This is a genomic window from Candidatus Nanoarchaeia archaeon (assembly GCA_035290625.1).
Lineage (GTDB): Archaea > Nanobdellota > Nanobdellia > Woesearchaeales > DATDTY01 > DATDTY01.
Genome location: DATDTY010000016.1, coordinates 1 through 14,623 on the forward strand (window position 1 = coordinate 1; position 14,623 = coordinate 14,623).

The following is a 14,623-nucleotide window of genomic DNA, read 5'->3' on the forward strand; positions in this document are numbered from 1 at the left end:
GATGGTCACTTCATGGCCTTCTTTTATCAACGCATCTACTGTGAAGGAGCCGATGAAGCCTGCCCCTCCTGTGACGAGGATTTGCTGAGTTGCCATTGAAGAAGGGTTTGAACGGGTTTTTATAAAGGTTGCTACTTGTAGGGCTTCCCTGAAAATCTCTCCGAGGTTGCCGTCGGAAATGCCAAGCATTTCCGGGCGCTCCTTCGGAGCACGTCGGCTCGGCTGTAAAGACGATGGGAATGACCGACATTCCCCGGATGGGCAACCCTCTTGTCGGTTTTCCGTCTTTAATGTTAAGAGCCTCGCAAAAATGACGGCAACTACATTTTCAGGGAAGCCTACTTATAGATATCCTTGTCATTCTCGTCATATTCCTTGGAAAGCAGGACAACCCATTCTGCGTCCTCAATGGCTGTGAGCCAATGGAAGTCATAGGGATCTACTATGAAGCAGTCGCCTTTCTTTGCGATGAAGGTTTCCTCTTTTCCTGTCTTTGCGCTTTTGATTTTGACTTCGGCAGATCCTTTTATGACATAGAAAAACTCCTTGGTTATCTTATGGTAATGGCCTCCTCGTGTGGTGCCTTTCCTTGTGGAGGAATGGCTCAGTTGTTTCCAGGCATCTCCTTTGATGATCTCTATGAGAAATCCGCGCTCGTCATCAAACCTGAAGTACGGCTTTGTGTGTTTCATTTTAGTTGGTTTTGGTTCGTTGGCTTCTGGGTGGATTTATTCTGTATTGAGTGGGGGTATTTTGAACATCAGCGGTTATTTTTTTATTTTATTTTTATTATCTTTTTTATTTTGTTACTGTTTGCTTATTCTTAATTTTTTCATTGGTTATTTTTTATTGGAGGTTATTCTATTTCACAGCCAATCGAATTCGTTTTTTATCTTTATTGATTCATATTATTTTTAGTTATCTTCTTAAGGATTTAGTTTTAGTGAGGTATCATTGGTTATTTGGTGTATGATCATTCAATTGAACCATCATTAACCTTTATTAGGCCCTCTTTTGCAGGTCTATCCTGTGTCTTGGCCTCTTGTTTACCAATTCTTCATGCATTTCAGCAATTGCAGCGTCAAAAGTGTATTCCGGCTGCCAGTTTAATTCTTCTTTTGCCTTTGAGGTGTCCATGACATGATACATGCCTTCTTTCTTTATATGGGAGAGGGTTGATGGGGTAATCTCAGGATCCTTAATATCGAGCAAACCTGCTATTTTTTTAATGATATCTCCTACTTTGATCGGATCTCCGGAGCCGATGTTGAATGGTCCCTGCTTGCCTGAGAGTCCTGCCTGCATAAGCGCTGAGGAGACATCTTTCACATAGATCATATCGAGGGAGTCGTCAGGGCTTGTGTAGATGGTTATCTTGGGGCCTTTTGACAATTGGGCAAACGCGTCATAGACGGGGCCTCTTTTAGCCTCTATTCCAAAGATATAGCCAAACCTGAGGATTGTGGTTTGGATATTGAAGAGTTTGGTGTATGTGCTGCAGAAGAGCTCTGCAGAGTACTTGCTGATCGCGTACGGAACAGATGGGACAATCTCGTGCTCTTTTTGAGGGGTTGGATCCCTCCTTTTTTCGTAGAGGGTTATTGTCGAGGCGAAGACGACACGGGCTTTGTTTTCCTTTGCTGCCTCAAGGACATTAAGAGTCCCAATGGCATTATCCTGGTAATCTGCCTGGGGGTTTTCAATGGAATGGTAGACTGTTGGCTGGGCTGCGAGGTGGAATAGTATGGAAGCTTCGGATGCTGCATCCTGCAGAGAATCTTTATCCAGGATGCCCCCTTTTTTCCATTTGAAATCTTTATTTTTTATTAAGGCTAATGGCTCTGACCTGGAATATCCGGTAACATGCACTCCCTTTGCAAGGAGATCACTGCAGAGCTGCTTTCCCACCAAGCCTGAGCAGCCGGTTACAAGGACTGTTTTTCCTTTGTAGGCATTATCGTTTTGTTCCATACTTGATGACTCCGATCATCCTTATGAAATTTAAGGTCTCTTTCCAGAGGCTGAGCTTTGTCTTCCCTTTTCTTCTTTCGATATAGAGGATGGGGATTTCTTTCATGATATATCCTTTTTTATATGCCCTATAAAGGAATTCAGCGAGCATGACGTTTCCTTGCGGATGGAGGCTTTTTCTGATATCCCGGTAGAGGCTTCTTTTGAACACCCTAAAATTGTTTGTCGTGTCTCTGATCGGAAGCCCAAGGATGGACGTGAAGAGCTTCTGGCCGAGCATTGATGCGAGCTTCTTGTGAAAAGGCTTTCCTATGAATCTGCTTTTCCTGAGATACCTGCTTCCGATGATGCAGTCTATAGATTTTTTTTGGACATCGTGTATCATTTCGGGAAGATATTTCGGGTCGTGGGCAAGGTCAGAGTCCATTGCTATGAGAATATCGCCTTTTGCCGCATCAAATCCTGCCAGAAGGGCTGAGGCAAGGCCTTTTTCACTTGTTCGTGTTATAAGCCGGATGTTTTTTGATCTCTTCTGAAGATTCTGAACAATCTTGGAGGTACCATCAGGAGAATTGTCGTCAACTACGATGATCTCTATGTTTTTTCTGTTCAGAGCATCCTGGATCTTCGGGATGAGAAGCTCTATGTTTCCCCGTTCATTGTAGGTTGCGAGGATGATTGAGATGTCTGGCTTCATAGGCAATCATTCATGATCTTTTTGGCTGCTTTTATGCCTGATTCAATTGCAGTTCCTGTTGAGGTTATTAATGGGTAGGTCGTGTAGTTTCCTGCAAGGTAGATTCCCGGCTCAGGGTTTATTGATGGGTTCGTGTATCCTTTTGTGAATTTAGGTGAGGAGAACCTGATTTTATTAAGCTTTTTCCATTCGCAGCCCAAAGGGTAGCCAAATATCCTTTCGAAATCTTTTTCATAGGACTTGATGATTTCTTCCTCTGATTTTGAAAAAAAGCCCTTATCTGATCCGCAATGGGTAAAGAGGTTGATGATGGTTTCGCCTTTCTGGCCAAGAGAAGAGTTAAGGTATGATAGATTAAAGATTCCTGAGAAGCTGCATCTTGGAGCAATGTTGACCATCCAGTAGAAGTCTTTGGGTACCTTTTTCACTGAGCAGACAAGGGAGATGGTGTGGATATAATCAATTGCTTCTAAATCCTTATTTTTTGACCCCGATAGCCCCAGGAATACAGGAGGGGGGAGGGTTGAGAGGATGATGTCTGCCTTTATGTTTTCTTTTTTTGCTGTTTTTATGGTTTTATTCTTTATGCCTATCTTTTTTATAATAGTGTTGTAATGGATCTTCGCACCTCTTTGTTCAACTTCCTTTGCAAGGGAGGCTGCAATGACCTCTGTCCAGGCACGGTTTGGGATAAAGCCGAATTTCGAGGAGCCTTCCCTGTTCGACAGCCTGGTGCCGAGCCATGATGCGCTGATTTCAGAGGAAGGAAGGCCGAATTTGATGTCAATCAGAGGGTCGAAGATTTCGGTTCGGATGAACCTTCCTGCATTTTTGTCAAGCCATTTGTCAGCAGGCGTGTTGTTGAGGGAACTCCAATCTTTTTTTAAAAAACAGGAAAACATGAATACTGCCCAGCGTATTTTTTTTATGAGAGGTATCGGGAATGTTAAGAAATCAACCAGATTTGTGAGATCGTAATACCTTTTCTTGTAAAAGAGAACAATATTGGTTTTTTTCCATTGAATTTGATTATACAGGCCAAGCTGCCTGAACATGTTTTGGAGCGTCTTGTCTGAGGAGAGGATTTGGTGGTAGCCAAGAGGGTAGAACCTGCCTTCATGCTCGAAGCTTGACGCCAATCCGCCCGGAGAAGCATTTTTTTCAATGAGAGTTACATTGAACTTCGGAGCAAGTATATAGGCTGCTGCAAGGCCGGACAAACCTGCGCCGAGAATTATGATCTTTTTATTTCCTGCCATTCTTTATTTCTTCCATATCAGCATTGATCATGATCTTAACAAGCTCCTTGAAGGTTGTGGTTGGCCTCCATCCGAGCTTTTCCCTGGCTTTTGCTGCGTCTCCTCTCAGGAAGTCGGTTTCTGTTGGCCTGAAGTATCTTGGATCTACGATAACGATTTCCTTTCCGGTGTTCTTATCTATGCCGATTTCAGTTACGCCTTCGCCTTTCCATTCGATATCGATTTCAAGCTCTTTGCAGCAGGATTCAATAAACTCCCTTACACTTCTTGATTCTCCTGTAGCAATAACATAATCGTCCGGCTCGTCCTGCTGCAGCATCAGCCACATTGATTCAATATAATCCTTCGCATATCCCCAGTCTCTTTTTGCATTGAGATTGCCCATATGCAACTTATCCTGCATGCCAAGCTTAATCCTGCATAATCCCCCGGTTATCTTCTTTGTTACAAAGTTTTCTCCTCTTCTTGGGCTCTCGTGATTAAAAAGGATTCCGTTGCAGACAAACATGTTGTATGCTTCCCTGTAGTTCTTGCAGATCCAGTAGGCATAGAGCTTTGCAACTCCATACGGGCTTCTTGGGTAGAATGGGGTTTTTTCTGATTGAAATGGCTCTTGTGCTTTTCCATAGAGTTCGCTTGTCGAAGCCTGGTAGATTTTTGTCTTGTCGATTAAGCCGAGCAGCCTTACTGCTTCTAAAATTCTTAAGGTGCCGATTGCATCGGTGTTTGCTGTGAATTCAGGTGTTTCAAAAGAGATATGGACATGGCTTTGGGCTGCAAGATTGTAGATTTCGTCAGGCTGAATCTGCTTGATGATGGATATGATGCTCACTGCATCGCACATGTCTCCGTAATGCAGATAGAAGTTTTTACTTCTTTCATAATAATTGGCATGGAGGTGCTCGATCCTCTTCCTGTTGAAACTGCTTGACCTTCTTACAAGGCCGTGGACTTGATAGCCTTTCTCTAACAGGAACTCTGCAAGATACGAGCCGTCCTGGCCTGTGACTCCAGTAATGAATGCTTTCTTCATTGTCCCCCAGAATGAGACGATTCTTGGAGTGTTTAAATAGGTTTTGGAGAATTCGGCTTTGCCTTAAAGGTAGTCCATGCCTAGTCAGGGATTTGATAAGACTCCAGATAGAACCAAATCCCTAATGATTTCTATCGAGCAGCAAATGGAACGATAATCGCCCACCCATTGAATGTGCCCCCCAGTCATAGTATGGGTATTTACGTTTCTCCATATTCTTGCCAATTCCAATCCCTTCCTTATGTCCTGTTCAAAATTGTATTTGTGCTCTGGTAAAACTTTATTGAGATTTTTTATTAGAAAATGAAGACTATGGGTCTTCGTAATCAAATAGAGGTCTTCCACCTCTCTTAATTTTATAAGTTGCTGTGTATTGGGTTTATTATGCTTGTTTATGCTATAGCCCCTCTTTAAGTATACTGTCTTTATCATCAGTTCAATAGCAATGCCTAAAAATACTCTGCTGCATCTATTCTTGAACATAATCTCTTTGTTTGATATTTGTCCTCTTTTTACCATTTCTCCATACGGAGTATGAAACTCGTTATGTAACTCAATATAATTCTGGGCTTCCTTAGCAAATCTGATTACATCACTCTCATCAAAAATCTTAAGATAATATTTTTCTCTTTCTTCAATAAATTCTTCAATCGTCGTTTTAGTATCTTTTTCAAGTTTCCGCCTAAAAGCCCCTTCTGTATTGACGCAGTTTGTTTCCCTTTTCTTGCCATCCGGAGCAGAAAGTTCAAGGTGGGTACAAATTGTACTCCAGTTCGCATTCAGAACAGGGTCGTGGCTTCGCATCTTCTTTACATATTGTTTGGGATCGGCACTGTCTGTAAGAATTGAGATGATGCCAAAAACAGAGAACCACCACTCATTATTGTGCCAGGCTCTCCTGATGTTCTTTCCCTGAAAGACAACGATAGCGTTACTCATGCTTTGTCCTATCCTATGGTCTTAACTATAGCGGAAGAGGCAAATAATCGTATAAACATAGTCGCCTCTTCCGAATATAGCCACAGAGAATCATGTACTAAAATTAATCTCTGTTGCTATAAATTAATTTACGACCTTCTCCTTGAGGTTACTCGTCCAATATGCAGATTGGATCAATATACTCTTGCAAATTGACAGGTGTTCCCCCCCAATGGAGATGGTTCTTGGAGTGTTTAAATAGGTTGGTGGTGGTGGAAAAGATTAGGTGATTACTGCCAATTTAATATCAGTATTTTGGTTAGAGACCTCATTTATTATTTTTTCATTATTAACTGTCCAAACGATTCTATTATCATTGAAATCTAATTCAGGATGATTTTGGAGATTGATTCCATCGACCATGATTCCAACATTTCCTATATATTTATCTATGTCAAAATCACCACGTTCAACAATGATCGTTCTCTCATCATTGGAGCCCCATAGATTTCCTTTGATAGTGGAGTATTTATTATTGCTGAAATCGTATATTCGTACGTAATTTCTCCATTTGTCGCAAACATCTTCCGTCTGATCATGATGTTTTTTAAGGCATACGCTGAATAGGTCCATGGTTGGATCAAATCCTGACAGAACTTCGTTAGGAACGCTTGGGTTATAAAAGACTGGTTTTTTCTTTAGATCTAATAATGCTAGATCTTCTAATCTCCATCTTAGCGAATAGTCTATGGCAAAACTTCCTTTGACTTGTTTATAAGGGACATTCACTCTTTGATAGTCCCCACTACTAATATTAAAGATGTTACCTCCAATTAGAAGTCCGCTTTGTAAATATCCTCTGGGATTGGGAAGTCCACCATACAAATATTCATCATCTTGGCATAATCTTTCTGAATGAAGACAGTCAATAATGGTTGGATCTCTCTTTAGGATATCCTCACAGGTATCGGGAGTGCATATTCTTTTTAGATTAGGAGGGGTTGGGTCATCAATAATCATTAATGCGCTTGTTTTAAGCTCCTTTGGTGGTTCCCAATTCCGTTTTCTTAATTTTTGTATCTCAGACGGAACAAACTTGATTGGTGTCTTTAAGAGAGGAGACTCTTTCGCGCATACAAGCGTCTTCACGGAATCGTTCTCAATAGTTGGGAAACTTGGACCCGCCACACGAGGTTCCATGTCTTCAGCTCCGAAACATTTTACTGTAACAATCCTATTTGGGTCTCTGTTAATTCTATCCGTAGTATCGTATACACCGTTATCTGTTATTATATAGTCTCCATCAAAACTTCCTTTTGCGATGATACCTAATGCTAGATTAACATTGGATAATTGTATAAACTTATTGTTTATGATATCATACATAAATAGCTCGCTACTCCAATATCCTTTTTCGTTGGACAATTTTGGGATATGGTTAATTAGATCTCCCTCATACTGCTTGTGAAATAAGATGAGATTCTTCCTGATAAAAGGTTTGAAATCTTCTCCATCAAAAACAGTAATTTGAGATTCTTCTTCTTTGGGGATATCGTAGAGATAGACATCGGTCTTACCGTTTCTATAATCTTCCCATACGACATAATCTCCTGAAACAGTGGGGTATTTTTGAATGAAATCATCATTTGTGATATTATAAAATCGGATGTTCTCGCTCGTTTGCAGGCATTTCTCAATTTCTGTATTTGTTTTTGTATCCCAGAAATCAAATTTAATCTTCTGGAGGTTTTCATCATTATAGGTGTTGCAATTAGAATCTCTAATTCCAGTATTCTCCGTGTCAGCGCAAGCAGAGATGATCAGGAATATGGCTAATAATATTATGATTAGCTTCATTAGATGGGCTAATGATTGCTTATGTATTTAAATTTGACGTTCAGAATGTCGTTATGATCTGAGCGTGAAGCAAATTCTCGTTGGTTATATGTAGTTGAATTCATTGTAAATTTGTTAAGATGATTTAGATTTCTTAAACCATTCAATCGTCTTTTTCAAGCCATCCTCAACAGAAACATTGGGCTGCCAGTTCAGGAGCTTTTTTGCCTTGGTTATGTCTGGCTGCCTGACTCTGGGGTCGTCGGTTGGGAGGGGTTTGCGGATGATCTTTGAGGCTGAGCCGGTAAGCTCAATGACTTTCTTTGCAAAGTCAAGGATTGTCCATTCATCAGGATTTCCGATGTTGATGGGATTATTGATATTTGACATGAGGAGCTTGTAGACGCCTTCTACCTCATCTGAAACGTAACAAAAAGAGCGTGTTTGCGAGCCATCACCAAAGACCGTTAATGGCTTGTCTGCAAGTGCTTGGGTGATGAAGGCTGGGACGACTCTGCCGTCATTTGGCCGCATTCTTTCGCCAAAAGTGTTGAATATGCGGACAATCTTTGTATCCACATTATGGACGCGGTGGTATGCCATGACTATTGCTTCGGCGAAGCGCTTTGCCTCGTCGTAGCAGCCCCTCAGGCCGACAGGATTCACATTCCCCCAATAGGTTTCTGGCTGGGGTTTTACCAATGGATCTCCATAGACCTCTGATGTTGACGCAAGAAGGAAAACTGCTTTCTTTGCCTTTGCAAGGCCAAGGGCATTATGCGTGCCGAGAGACCCTACTTTCAATGTCTGGATCGGGATCTGCTGGTAATCAATAGGAGATGCTGGAGAGGCAAAATGGAGTATGTAGTCCAGATCTCCTTCAATCTCAATGTGCTTGGATACGTCATGGTCTATCAAGGAGAATTTTTTATTTTTTTTTAGGTGGGAGATGTTCTTTTCGTTTCCGGTAATAAAATTATCCATGCAGATGACTTCATGGCCTTTTTTGAGAAAATACTCGCAGAGATGGCTTCCTAAAAAGCCTGCCCCTCCTGTGATGAGTGTTCTTGGCATCTTCGTTTATGGTAGTTTATTACAGCTTCGATGAAAATCTCGTTTCACTCGGGCAGCATCAGGTTCGCCTCGCACGTATCCTTGGGGTAAGCGACATTCCCCGGATGGGACGACCCCTTTGTCGCTGGGCTGTCTTGCTTCAGAGGCTCACGGATGATGCTGCCTTCATTTTCATCGAAGCTGTTTGTTGCAGTTTAGGGTGTAAACTCCCTTCTTGCTTGCTGCAATGATTCCAGCCAGCCGATGTCAAACCATTTTTCTGTGTAGACAAAGCCGCAGAAAGGCGTCTTGCTTTTTAAAACCCACGCACAAAAATAGCCCATCTTATCTGCGTCATTGCCTTCATCAATATATCTCCTAAAGAGATCGAGCTGCTCTTTGGGGATATAGTAAATGCCTAGGGAGACATACGTGGATTTTGGCTCTTTCGGCTTTTCCTCGAAGGAGATGATCCTGTTTTCGTTGTCAATGGCTGCGTTTCCGAGCTGCCTTGCTGCCTCCTTTGACTTTATGTCATAGAGCGGATTGATTATTTTTCTGGTTTTCATGAAGAATTGATACGATGAAGCTAACGAGAAATTGAACAGGTTATCTCCGGCAATGATAATGATGTCGTCGTTCAGTTTAAGGTCCTCGATGGCTTTCTGAAGATCACCAATCTGGCCGAGGCGGTCGCTGTTTGAGTTTGTCTGGTCATTGAATAATGTGAGCTTGGCATAGGAAGAGACGGTTTTGCTCCAGGCTTCAAACATATGGAAAAACTTATTGTTTGAGATGACGATGATCTCATCGACATCTGTAAGCTCGTTCAGCTTATCGACGATGTGGGAGATTATTGCCTTTCCCCTCACTTCCAGCAATGCCTTGGGGTGGGTTAAGGTAATGGGATAGAGCCTGGTCCCATAGCCTCCGCAGGGAATCAGGGCTTTCATCCTCTCTCCTCAAAGAGCTTATTTGCTTCATTGTAAGACTCGATGTTCCCTATGTCATAGCGCTTTTCCTGCAGGAGCAGGCCATACACGGGCATCGCAGAGCAGAGCCATTGGAGGAAGTGGCCAGGGGCGTCTGGATTATGGCCTTGATAGAGATATTCGGATACGAGCTCAAGATGGTCGCGCGGAAGGATAAAGAATGCCGGGCAGGTCAGCGTTGATTTTGGGTTCTCTGGCTTCTCTTCGAAGGATATGACTTTTCCTTTCCCATCCAATACAACTGAGGAATATCTCTTTTTTATGGCATCTTTATTTTTCATGTCGCTCACTGCTATGACGGGAGCTTGTTTTTGGATAAAGAATTCAATGAGGGTATTGAATGAGAAATCAAAGATGTTGTCTCCGGGTATGACCAGGAGGTCATCATCTATACTGCCTTTATTTATTGCGTAATTGAGATCACCTACTGCGCCAAGGCGGGTTTCATTGGATGTTGTAAGATCATTGATAATGTGAATTGGGATTCTTGAATTCTGGTTTCCTTTCCAGCTTTCAAAGATAGAATAGAATCTTGCGTTGGTGATTATGCTGATTTCGTCAATATTGGTCTCCTCAATTTTTTCAATTAATCTCGTCATTATTTCCTTTCTTGCAACTGTGAGAAGAGGCTTTGGGAAGTTAACTGTAATAGGGTAGAGCCGGGTTGCATATCCTGCCGCAAGCACAATAGCGTTGATGGTATCACCTTCCAATTCCTTTGTAGTTGAAGCCCAAGGCCCTTATCTCAGAAGGCTCGTAAAGGTTCCTTGCGTCAAGGATGTTAGGCTCTGCAAGAATGGTTTTTATGGCCTGCAGGTCAAGAGCCCTGAATTCGTCCCATTCTGTCATGATGACAAGAGCATGGCAGTCCTTGATCGCTTCATAGGGGGTATTCCTGAATTCTAAGGAGGTGTGGTTGTTGAAATGGGACTTGATGTTTTCTGATGCAACTGGGTCAAATGCAGTTATTTTTGCTCCTTCGTTGAGGAGATGGCTGATGAGCACAATGCTTGGGGCTTCCCTGATGTCGTCTGTTTTTGGCTTGAAGGCAAGGCCCCAAATCGCAATTTTCTTATCTTTGAGGTCTGGAACAAGGGTCTTGAGCTTTTGGATGATTGAATGCTTCTGGCTTTCGTTCACTTCATGGACAGCATCAAGGATTTTTGACTGAATTCCGTGCTCTTTCATGGTTGCTGCCAGGGATTGGAGGTCTTTTGGAAAGCAAGACCCGCCATACCCTGCTCCTGCCTGCAGGAATCTCGGACCAATGCGGTTGTCCAAGCCCATTCCCTTGGCAACCTCCTTGATGTCTGCTCCGACTTTCTCGCAGAGATGGGAAAGCTCGTTCATGAAGGATATCCTTGTTGCGAGCATGGCATTTGAGGCGTGCTTAATGAGCTCTGCGCTTTGGATTGTGGTGAAGAGGATCGGCTTGCCTGTGCGCTCTATAGGCCTGTAGAGCTGCATCATGAGCTGTTTTGCCTTTTCTGAGTCAACACCAATGATGACCCTGTCAGGATTCATGAAATCCCTTATTGCCTGGCCTTCCCTGAGAAATTCTGGATTAGAGACAACATCAACATCTGTTTTTTGCGCTTGATTTTGCAGGATTTTTTCCTTTATTTGCCTTGCTGTGTTTACAGGAACTGTGCTTTTGTCAATGACTAATTTATATCCATTGGTGTGCTTTCCTATGGTTTCTGCTGTTGAGAAGATGTATTTCAGCTCTGCAGAGCCGTCTGCTCTTGGAGGGGTTCCGACACAGAGGAAGATGATATCTGAATCTCTGACTGCTTTCTTCTCATCTGAGGTGAAGGAGAGCCTGTTTTCCCTGATATTCCTCTCTACAAGCTCTTTTAATCCAGGCTCATATATAGGAAGGATGCCTTTTTGGAGGTTCTCAATCTTCTCTTTATCAATATCATATCCTAAGACAGTGTTCCCCAGATCGGCAAAGCAGGTTGAGATGACCAATCCTACGTAGCCTGCACCGAATACTGTGATTTTCATCGGAGTTGGGGGTATGGGGGGTTTTTTATATATGTTGGGTTTTGGTTGGGTTACCGGTGGACGGTCGCATTGAAAAATTGCTCGCTTCGCTCGGCAGCGCCAATACTCAAAAATACTTCGCATTTTTGGTCGCTCCTGCGGAGCAGTTCGCCATGCGCAAGTCAGGCAGAATAGCGACATTCTCCGAGGGAGGCGACCCTCTTGTCGCTGTGCCGCCGCTCCGTTATAATGGCTCACAAGAGGGCGCTGCATGACTTTTCAATGCGACCCGGTGGACGGAAGGTTTATAAATCGTGAACCCCCCAAAGAGTGGATTATGCGTCGTGCAAGGCTTTCTAAGGGAGTTCATCCGCTGATTGTGCTGATTGCTGGACTGATTGTGAGCATAGGCATTCTTGCTGTTATCGGGTCGTATACCTCTGAATTAAGGGCAGGAAAGGGAGCAGAGGTCAGCCATGGGTCGGATGCACAAGAGGATGAGTTGTCTGCTTGCGAGAGAAGCAGAAACTTGGAAAGGAGGATATTTGAGACAAACATTTTCCCTGAGTATAGACCTATTAGAAGACAGGTTGCGCTGATTCCAGACAACCAGGGCGATTATTGGGATATTCTTGAGAATTATGGAAGCCGCGAATGCAATCAGGAATGCCAGCAGGCTCTTCCCCACGAAGGAGTGGAAGAGCCAAGAGTATATACTCCTGCCAGAAGTAGGCTGCTCCTCAGCCAATGGGGGCTGCAAGATGAATTAGAGCCGGTCCTTGCGCTGCTTGAACAGATGCATTTGATAGAGTTTTGGGATCCGTTAAAATATGATATGGTTCGCGAGGCCGAAGACAACAAACTTTTAGTGATGCTATTTGTTTTTCGGGATACGATGGATAGGATAGATCTCCTCATTGATCGTCTTGGTGTTAGAGGGATGTATACAGCACCTCTATCAGGAGGCACTCAATCGAACGAATCCAGAGAGTATGAGGCTGTTACAGCAGAGATAGATGCTTTTGATGAGAGGATTGAACATGCGTGGAGGGATGTATGCCAGACAGGATACGGCGGCACCTATATTGATGTCGGGTTTGAGCTTCCTAAGGGTGAATGTTTAGGGGAAAATATAGCACTCCGAAGCCAGGCGAGAAAAATCGGTAGGGATTTGTTAATCTTATTGCGGGATCTCACTCAGGAAGATGCTAACCAGCGATGCCTAAGCGAGAGGCACATAGTTGAGGCAGAGGAAACCGAACAAATGCTTGAAGAGTTGGGCAGGAGATATGATTTTGTGACTTATACGTATGGCAGCGTCTCGGTTTCGGATGAAGGCAGAGTATATGAGTTTGAGTTGGTTCCAGAAACCGGTTTACTGCTTACTTGCTCCGGCCGCGATTGCCGAGAAGAAGGAATTCCAGGATATGTAAATATCTACCATTTAACTAGGTTTTTAGAACATCTGGCAGATGGAGGAGATGCTGCAGAGTATGTGTTCCCCCACCCACGTAGCCTCTCTGAACTGTTTCCAAATCAGCCCGTGCCACGGGAAATTCAGAGGATATTGGATGGGTTCGAGGACTTAGCAGGGAGGTATGACTTTGTAAGCTTAATGGACGGAATGATAAAAGATAATGGAATGGCTATTGTTTCTTATCACGGAAGGGAGTATGCGTTTGAGGTTAACCCTGACGATCCCTGGATCGAATGCCTGAACTGTATTTCAGATCGGCAACCCGTATTATTATTCTTAAGGGAGTTTGAGGATTTTGTTAGGTATGTTGATGCGTCCGGGAGCGATGCAGATACGTATGAGTTTCCGTACCATGTTCCGGGGTAGGCAAGTCAAAAATCTTGAATTTACCCAACACCAATATTGGTTGAAAACTTATACACGTCTGCGATTGGTTTACAAAAGAAATTATTAATATATTTTTCCGGCGTCAGAGATAAATACCTTCGTCTTTGCTCTTTCTCCGAGGTATTGTGTTCTTGCAAAGACCTTTGTGTGGAGTGCATAGCACTGACTAATAATTCAACATCAGATCCAGATGTTGTATGGAACCAGGGAATTTCATAGCTTCCGAAATCAGATCCTAAACGCCCCGACAATAGCGCTTTCATGTTGGTTTTGGAGGAGATTATATCCGCGCATAGAAAATTATACGATCTATAGGATGCTGGCTGTCCTGGCGAATCTCCTGTAAAAGGGAATATGATTCTATCAAGAGAGACCTCAATGGTGATAAATGGCAATTGGAGTGTCCATTCCCATCCCTCTTCATTATCAGGAAATCCGTCTTGATTGACTATAATGTCCAATTTTTTTTTTACATATTTCCTTTTATTTCTCATAACTCTGCCCTTCAGGAAATCCTGCATTGAGAGCAATTCCACTTGGTCATATAAATCGGGTTGGAGTATGAGGGATTCCGGAGAGAAAGAATAATTAAATGAAAAGCCAGGGCAGGGAAGGTCTAGGTCAATTAGTTTTTGATGGGCGTATCTTAACCAATGGGAACTATTCATAGTAGAGAGAGGTCTAAACTCTCTTATAAGTTTATTGGTGAAACCAGTATGCCAAGATAAGCTCTCGAAAGCTTTAAAAAGCGCCTTTTATTCACCTTAGCCGTGGACGGCCATAGCTGCCTGGATCTACCCGTTCCCATTTCGAACACGGAAGTCAAGCAGGCATACGTTCCTGGGTGTACTGCACTTCTGTGCGGGAAACCAGGATAGCTGTCCCACTTTTTATTTCGATGGGAACACAAGCTCTTTTTTTTATTTTTTTAAAGTTCTTGAGGTTTTTAGAGTAGTGTTATGAAGAGGGTTTAGTTTAAGTATCTCACGCGTGGTTGCCCAGAGGGTGCTG

14 protein-coding genes and 1 rRNA gene are annotated in these 14,623 nt (G+C 43.0%); 2 read left to right on the forward strand and 13 right to left on the reverse strand.

All coding sequences use genetic code 11. From position 1 onward, the window contains the following. From VJB08_01295 to VJB08_01350, 12 genes are all read right to left on the reverse strand, one after another. On the reverse strand, positions 1-96 hold a 96-nt coding region (locus VJB08_01295), incomplete at its 3' end, for an NAD-dependent epimerase/dehydratase family protein (GenBank protein HLD42603.1). A gap of 242 nt (positions 97-338) precedes the next feature. Beyond that, a complete protein-coding gene (locus VJB08_01300; GenBank protein HLD42604.1) occupies positions 339-692 on the reverse strand; it encodes a cupin domain-containing protein in 354 nt (117 codons plus the stop codon). Positions 693-1,002: 310 nt separating this feature from the next. Next, a complete protein-coding gene (locus VJB08_01305) occupies positions 1,003-1,971 on the reverse strand; it encodes an NAD(P)-dependent oxidoreductase (protein ID HLD42605.1) in 969 nt (322 codons plus the stop codon). Beyond that, the gene (locus VJB08_01310; GenBank protein HLD42606.1) at positions 1,955-2,668 is read right to left on the reverse strand and encodes a polyprenol monophosphomannose synthase; all 714 of its coding nucleotides are present in this window, start codon (positions 2,666-2,668) and stop codon (positions 1,955-1,957) included. The genes VJB08_01305 and VJB08_01310 overlap by 17 nt, the downstream gene beginning before the upstream one ends. Continuing rightward, positions 2,665-3,927: an FAD-dependent oxidoreductase gene (locus VJB08_01315; GenBank protein ID HLD42607.1), complete on the reverse strand. Its 1,263-nt coding sequence runs from the start codon at positions 3,925-3,927 to the stop codon at positions 2,665-2,667. The genes VJB08_01310 and VJB08_01315 overlap by 4 nt, the downstream gene beginning before the upstream one ends. Then, the gene (gene gmd, locus VJB08_01320; protein ID HLD42608.1) at positions 3,914-4,960 is read right to left on the reverse strand and encodes a GDP-mannose 4,6-dehydratase; all 1,047 of its coding nucleotides are present in this window, start codon (positions 4,958-4,960) and stop codon (positions 3,914-3,916) included. Before gmd ends, VJB08_01315 begins: the two co-directional genes overlap by 14 nt. An 84-nt stretch (positions 4,961-5,044) precedes the next feature. Next, complete coding sequence (locus tag VJB08_01325; protein HLD42609.1) at positions 5,045-5,899, reverse strand: hypothetical protein; 855 nt, start codon at positions 5,897-5,899, stop codon at positions 5,045-5,047. Between the two features lie 261 nt (positions 5,900-6,160). Continuing rightward, positions 6,161-7,735, reverse strand: a complete 1,575-nt coding sequence (locus VJB08_01330; protein ID HLD42610.1) for a hypothetical protein — start codon at positions 7,733-7,735, stop codon at positions 6,161-6,163. A 114-nt stretch (positions 7,736-7,849) separates the two neighbouring features. After that, positions 7,850-8,788: a UDP-glucuronic acid decarboxylase family protein gene (locus VJB08_01335; protein HLD42611.1), complete on the reverse strand. Its 939-nt coding sequence runs from the start codon at positions 8,786-8,788 to the stop codon at positions 7,850-7,852. A 194-nt stretch (positions 8,789-8,982) separates the two neighbouring features. Then, on the reverse strand, positions 8,983-9,720 hold the full coding sequence (locus VJB08_01340) for a nucleotidyltransferase family protein (GenBank protein HLD42612.1): 738 nt from the start codon (positions 9,718-9,720) through the stop codon (positions 8,983-8,985). After that, positions 9,717-10,472: a nucleotidyltransferase family protein gene (locus VJB08_01345; protein ID HLD42613.1), complete on the reverse strand. Its 756-nt coding sequence runs from the start codon at positions 10,470-10,472 to the stop codon at positions 9,717-9,719. The genes VJB08_01340 and VJB08_01345 overlap by 4 nt, the downstream gene beginning before the upstream one ends. Continuing rightward, complete coding sequence (locus tag VJB08_01350) at positions 10,462-11,769, reverse strand: UDP-glucose/GDP-mannose dehydrogenase family protein (protein HLD42614.1); 1,308 nt, start codon at positions 11,767-11,769, stop codon at positions 10,462-10,464. The genes VJB08_01345 and VJB08_01350 overlap by 11 nt, the downstream gene beginning before the upstream one ends. A gap of 316 nt (positions 11,770-12,085) precedes the next feature. On the opposite strand from VJB08_01350, the gene VJB08_01355 reads away from it, so the two are divergent. Beyond that, positions 12,086-13,591, forward strand: a complete 1,506-nt coding sequence (locus tag VJB08_01355; GenBank protein ID HLD42615.1) for a hypothetical protein — start codon at positions 12,086-12,088, stop codon at positions 13,589-13,591. Positions 13,592-13,611: 20 nt separating this feature from the next. Here VJB08_01355 and VJB08_01360 read toward each other — a convergent pair whose 3' ends face one another. Then, positions 13,612-14,280 (reverse strand): hypothetical protein, encoded by a 669-nt coding sequence (locus tag VJB08_01360; protein ID HLD42616.1) that lies wholly within the window; start codon positions 14,278-14,280, stop codon positions 13,612-13,614. A 102-nt stretch (positions 14,281-14,382) separates the two neighbouring features. Here VJB08_01360 and rrf point away from each other — a divergent pair. Next, positions 14,383-14,499, forward strand: a 5S ribosomal RNA gene (gene rrf / locus VJB08_01365). The last annotated feature ends 124 nt before the right edge of the window (positions 14,500-14,623 follow it).

What these genes read in the sequence shown, in the direction of transcription:
- VJB08_01300 (HLD42604.1), bottom strand. Translation starts at nt 692, where the DNA reads ATGAAACACACAAAGCCGTACTTCAGGTTTGATGACGAGCGCGGATTT.
- VJB08_01305 (HLD42605.1), bottom strand. Translation starts at nt 1,971, where the DNA reads ATGGAACAAAACGATAATGCCTACAAAGGAAAAACAGTCCTTGTAACC.
- VJB08_01310 (HLD42606.1), bottom strand. Translation starts at nt 2,668, where the DNA reads ATGAAGCCAGACATCTCAATCATCCTCGCAACCTACAATGAACGGGGA.
- VJB08_01315 (HLD42607.1), bottom strand. Translation starts at nt 3,927, where the DNA reads ATGGCAGGAAATAAAAAGATCATAATTCTCGGCGCAGGTTTGTCCGGC.
- gmd (HLD42608.1), bottom strand. Translation starts at nt 4,960, where the DNA reads ATGAAGAAAGCATTCATTACTGGAGTCACAGGCCAGGACGGCTCGTAT.
- VJB08_01325 (HLD42609.1), bottom strand. Translation starts at nt 5,899, where the DNA reads ATGAGTAACGCTATCGTTGTCTTTCAGGGAAAGAACATCAGGAGAGCC.
- VJB08_01330 (HLD42610.1), bottom strand. Translation starts at nt 7,735, where the DNA reads ATGAAGCTAATCATAATATTATTAGCCATATTCCTGATCATCTCTGCT.
- VJB08_01335 (HLD42611.1), bottom strand. Translation starts at nt 8,788, where the DNA reads ATGCCAAGAACACTCATCACAGGAGGGGCAGGCTTTTTAGGAAGCCAT.
- VJB08_01340 (HLD42612.1), bottom strand. Translation starts at nt 9,720, where the DNA reads ATGAAAGCCCTGATTCCCTGCGGAGGCTATGGGACCAGGCTCTATCCC.
- VJB08_01350 (HLD42614.1), bottom strand. Translation starts at nt 11,769, where the DNA reads ATGAAAATCACAGTATTCGGTGCAGGCTACGTAGGATTGGTCATCTCA.
- VJB08_01355 (HLD42615.1), top strand. Translation starts at nt 12,086, where the DNA reads ATGCGTCGTGCAAGGCTTTCTAAGGGAGTTCATCCGCTGATTGTGCTG.
- VJB08_01360 (HLD42616.1), bottom strand. Translation starts at nt 14,280, where the DNA reads ATGAATAGTTCCCATTGGTTAAGATACGCCCATCAAAAACTAATTGAC.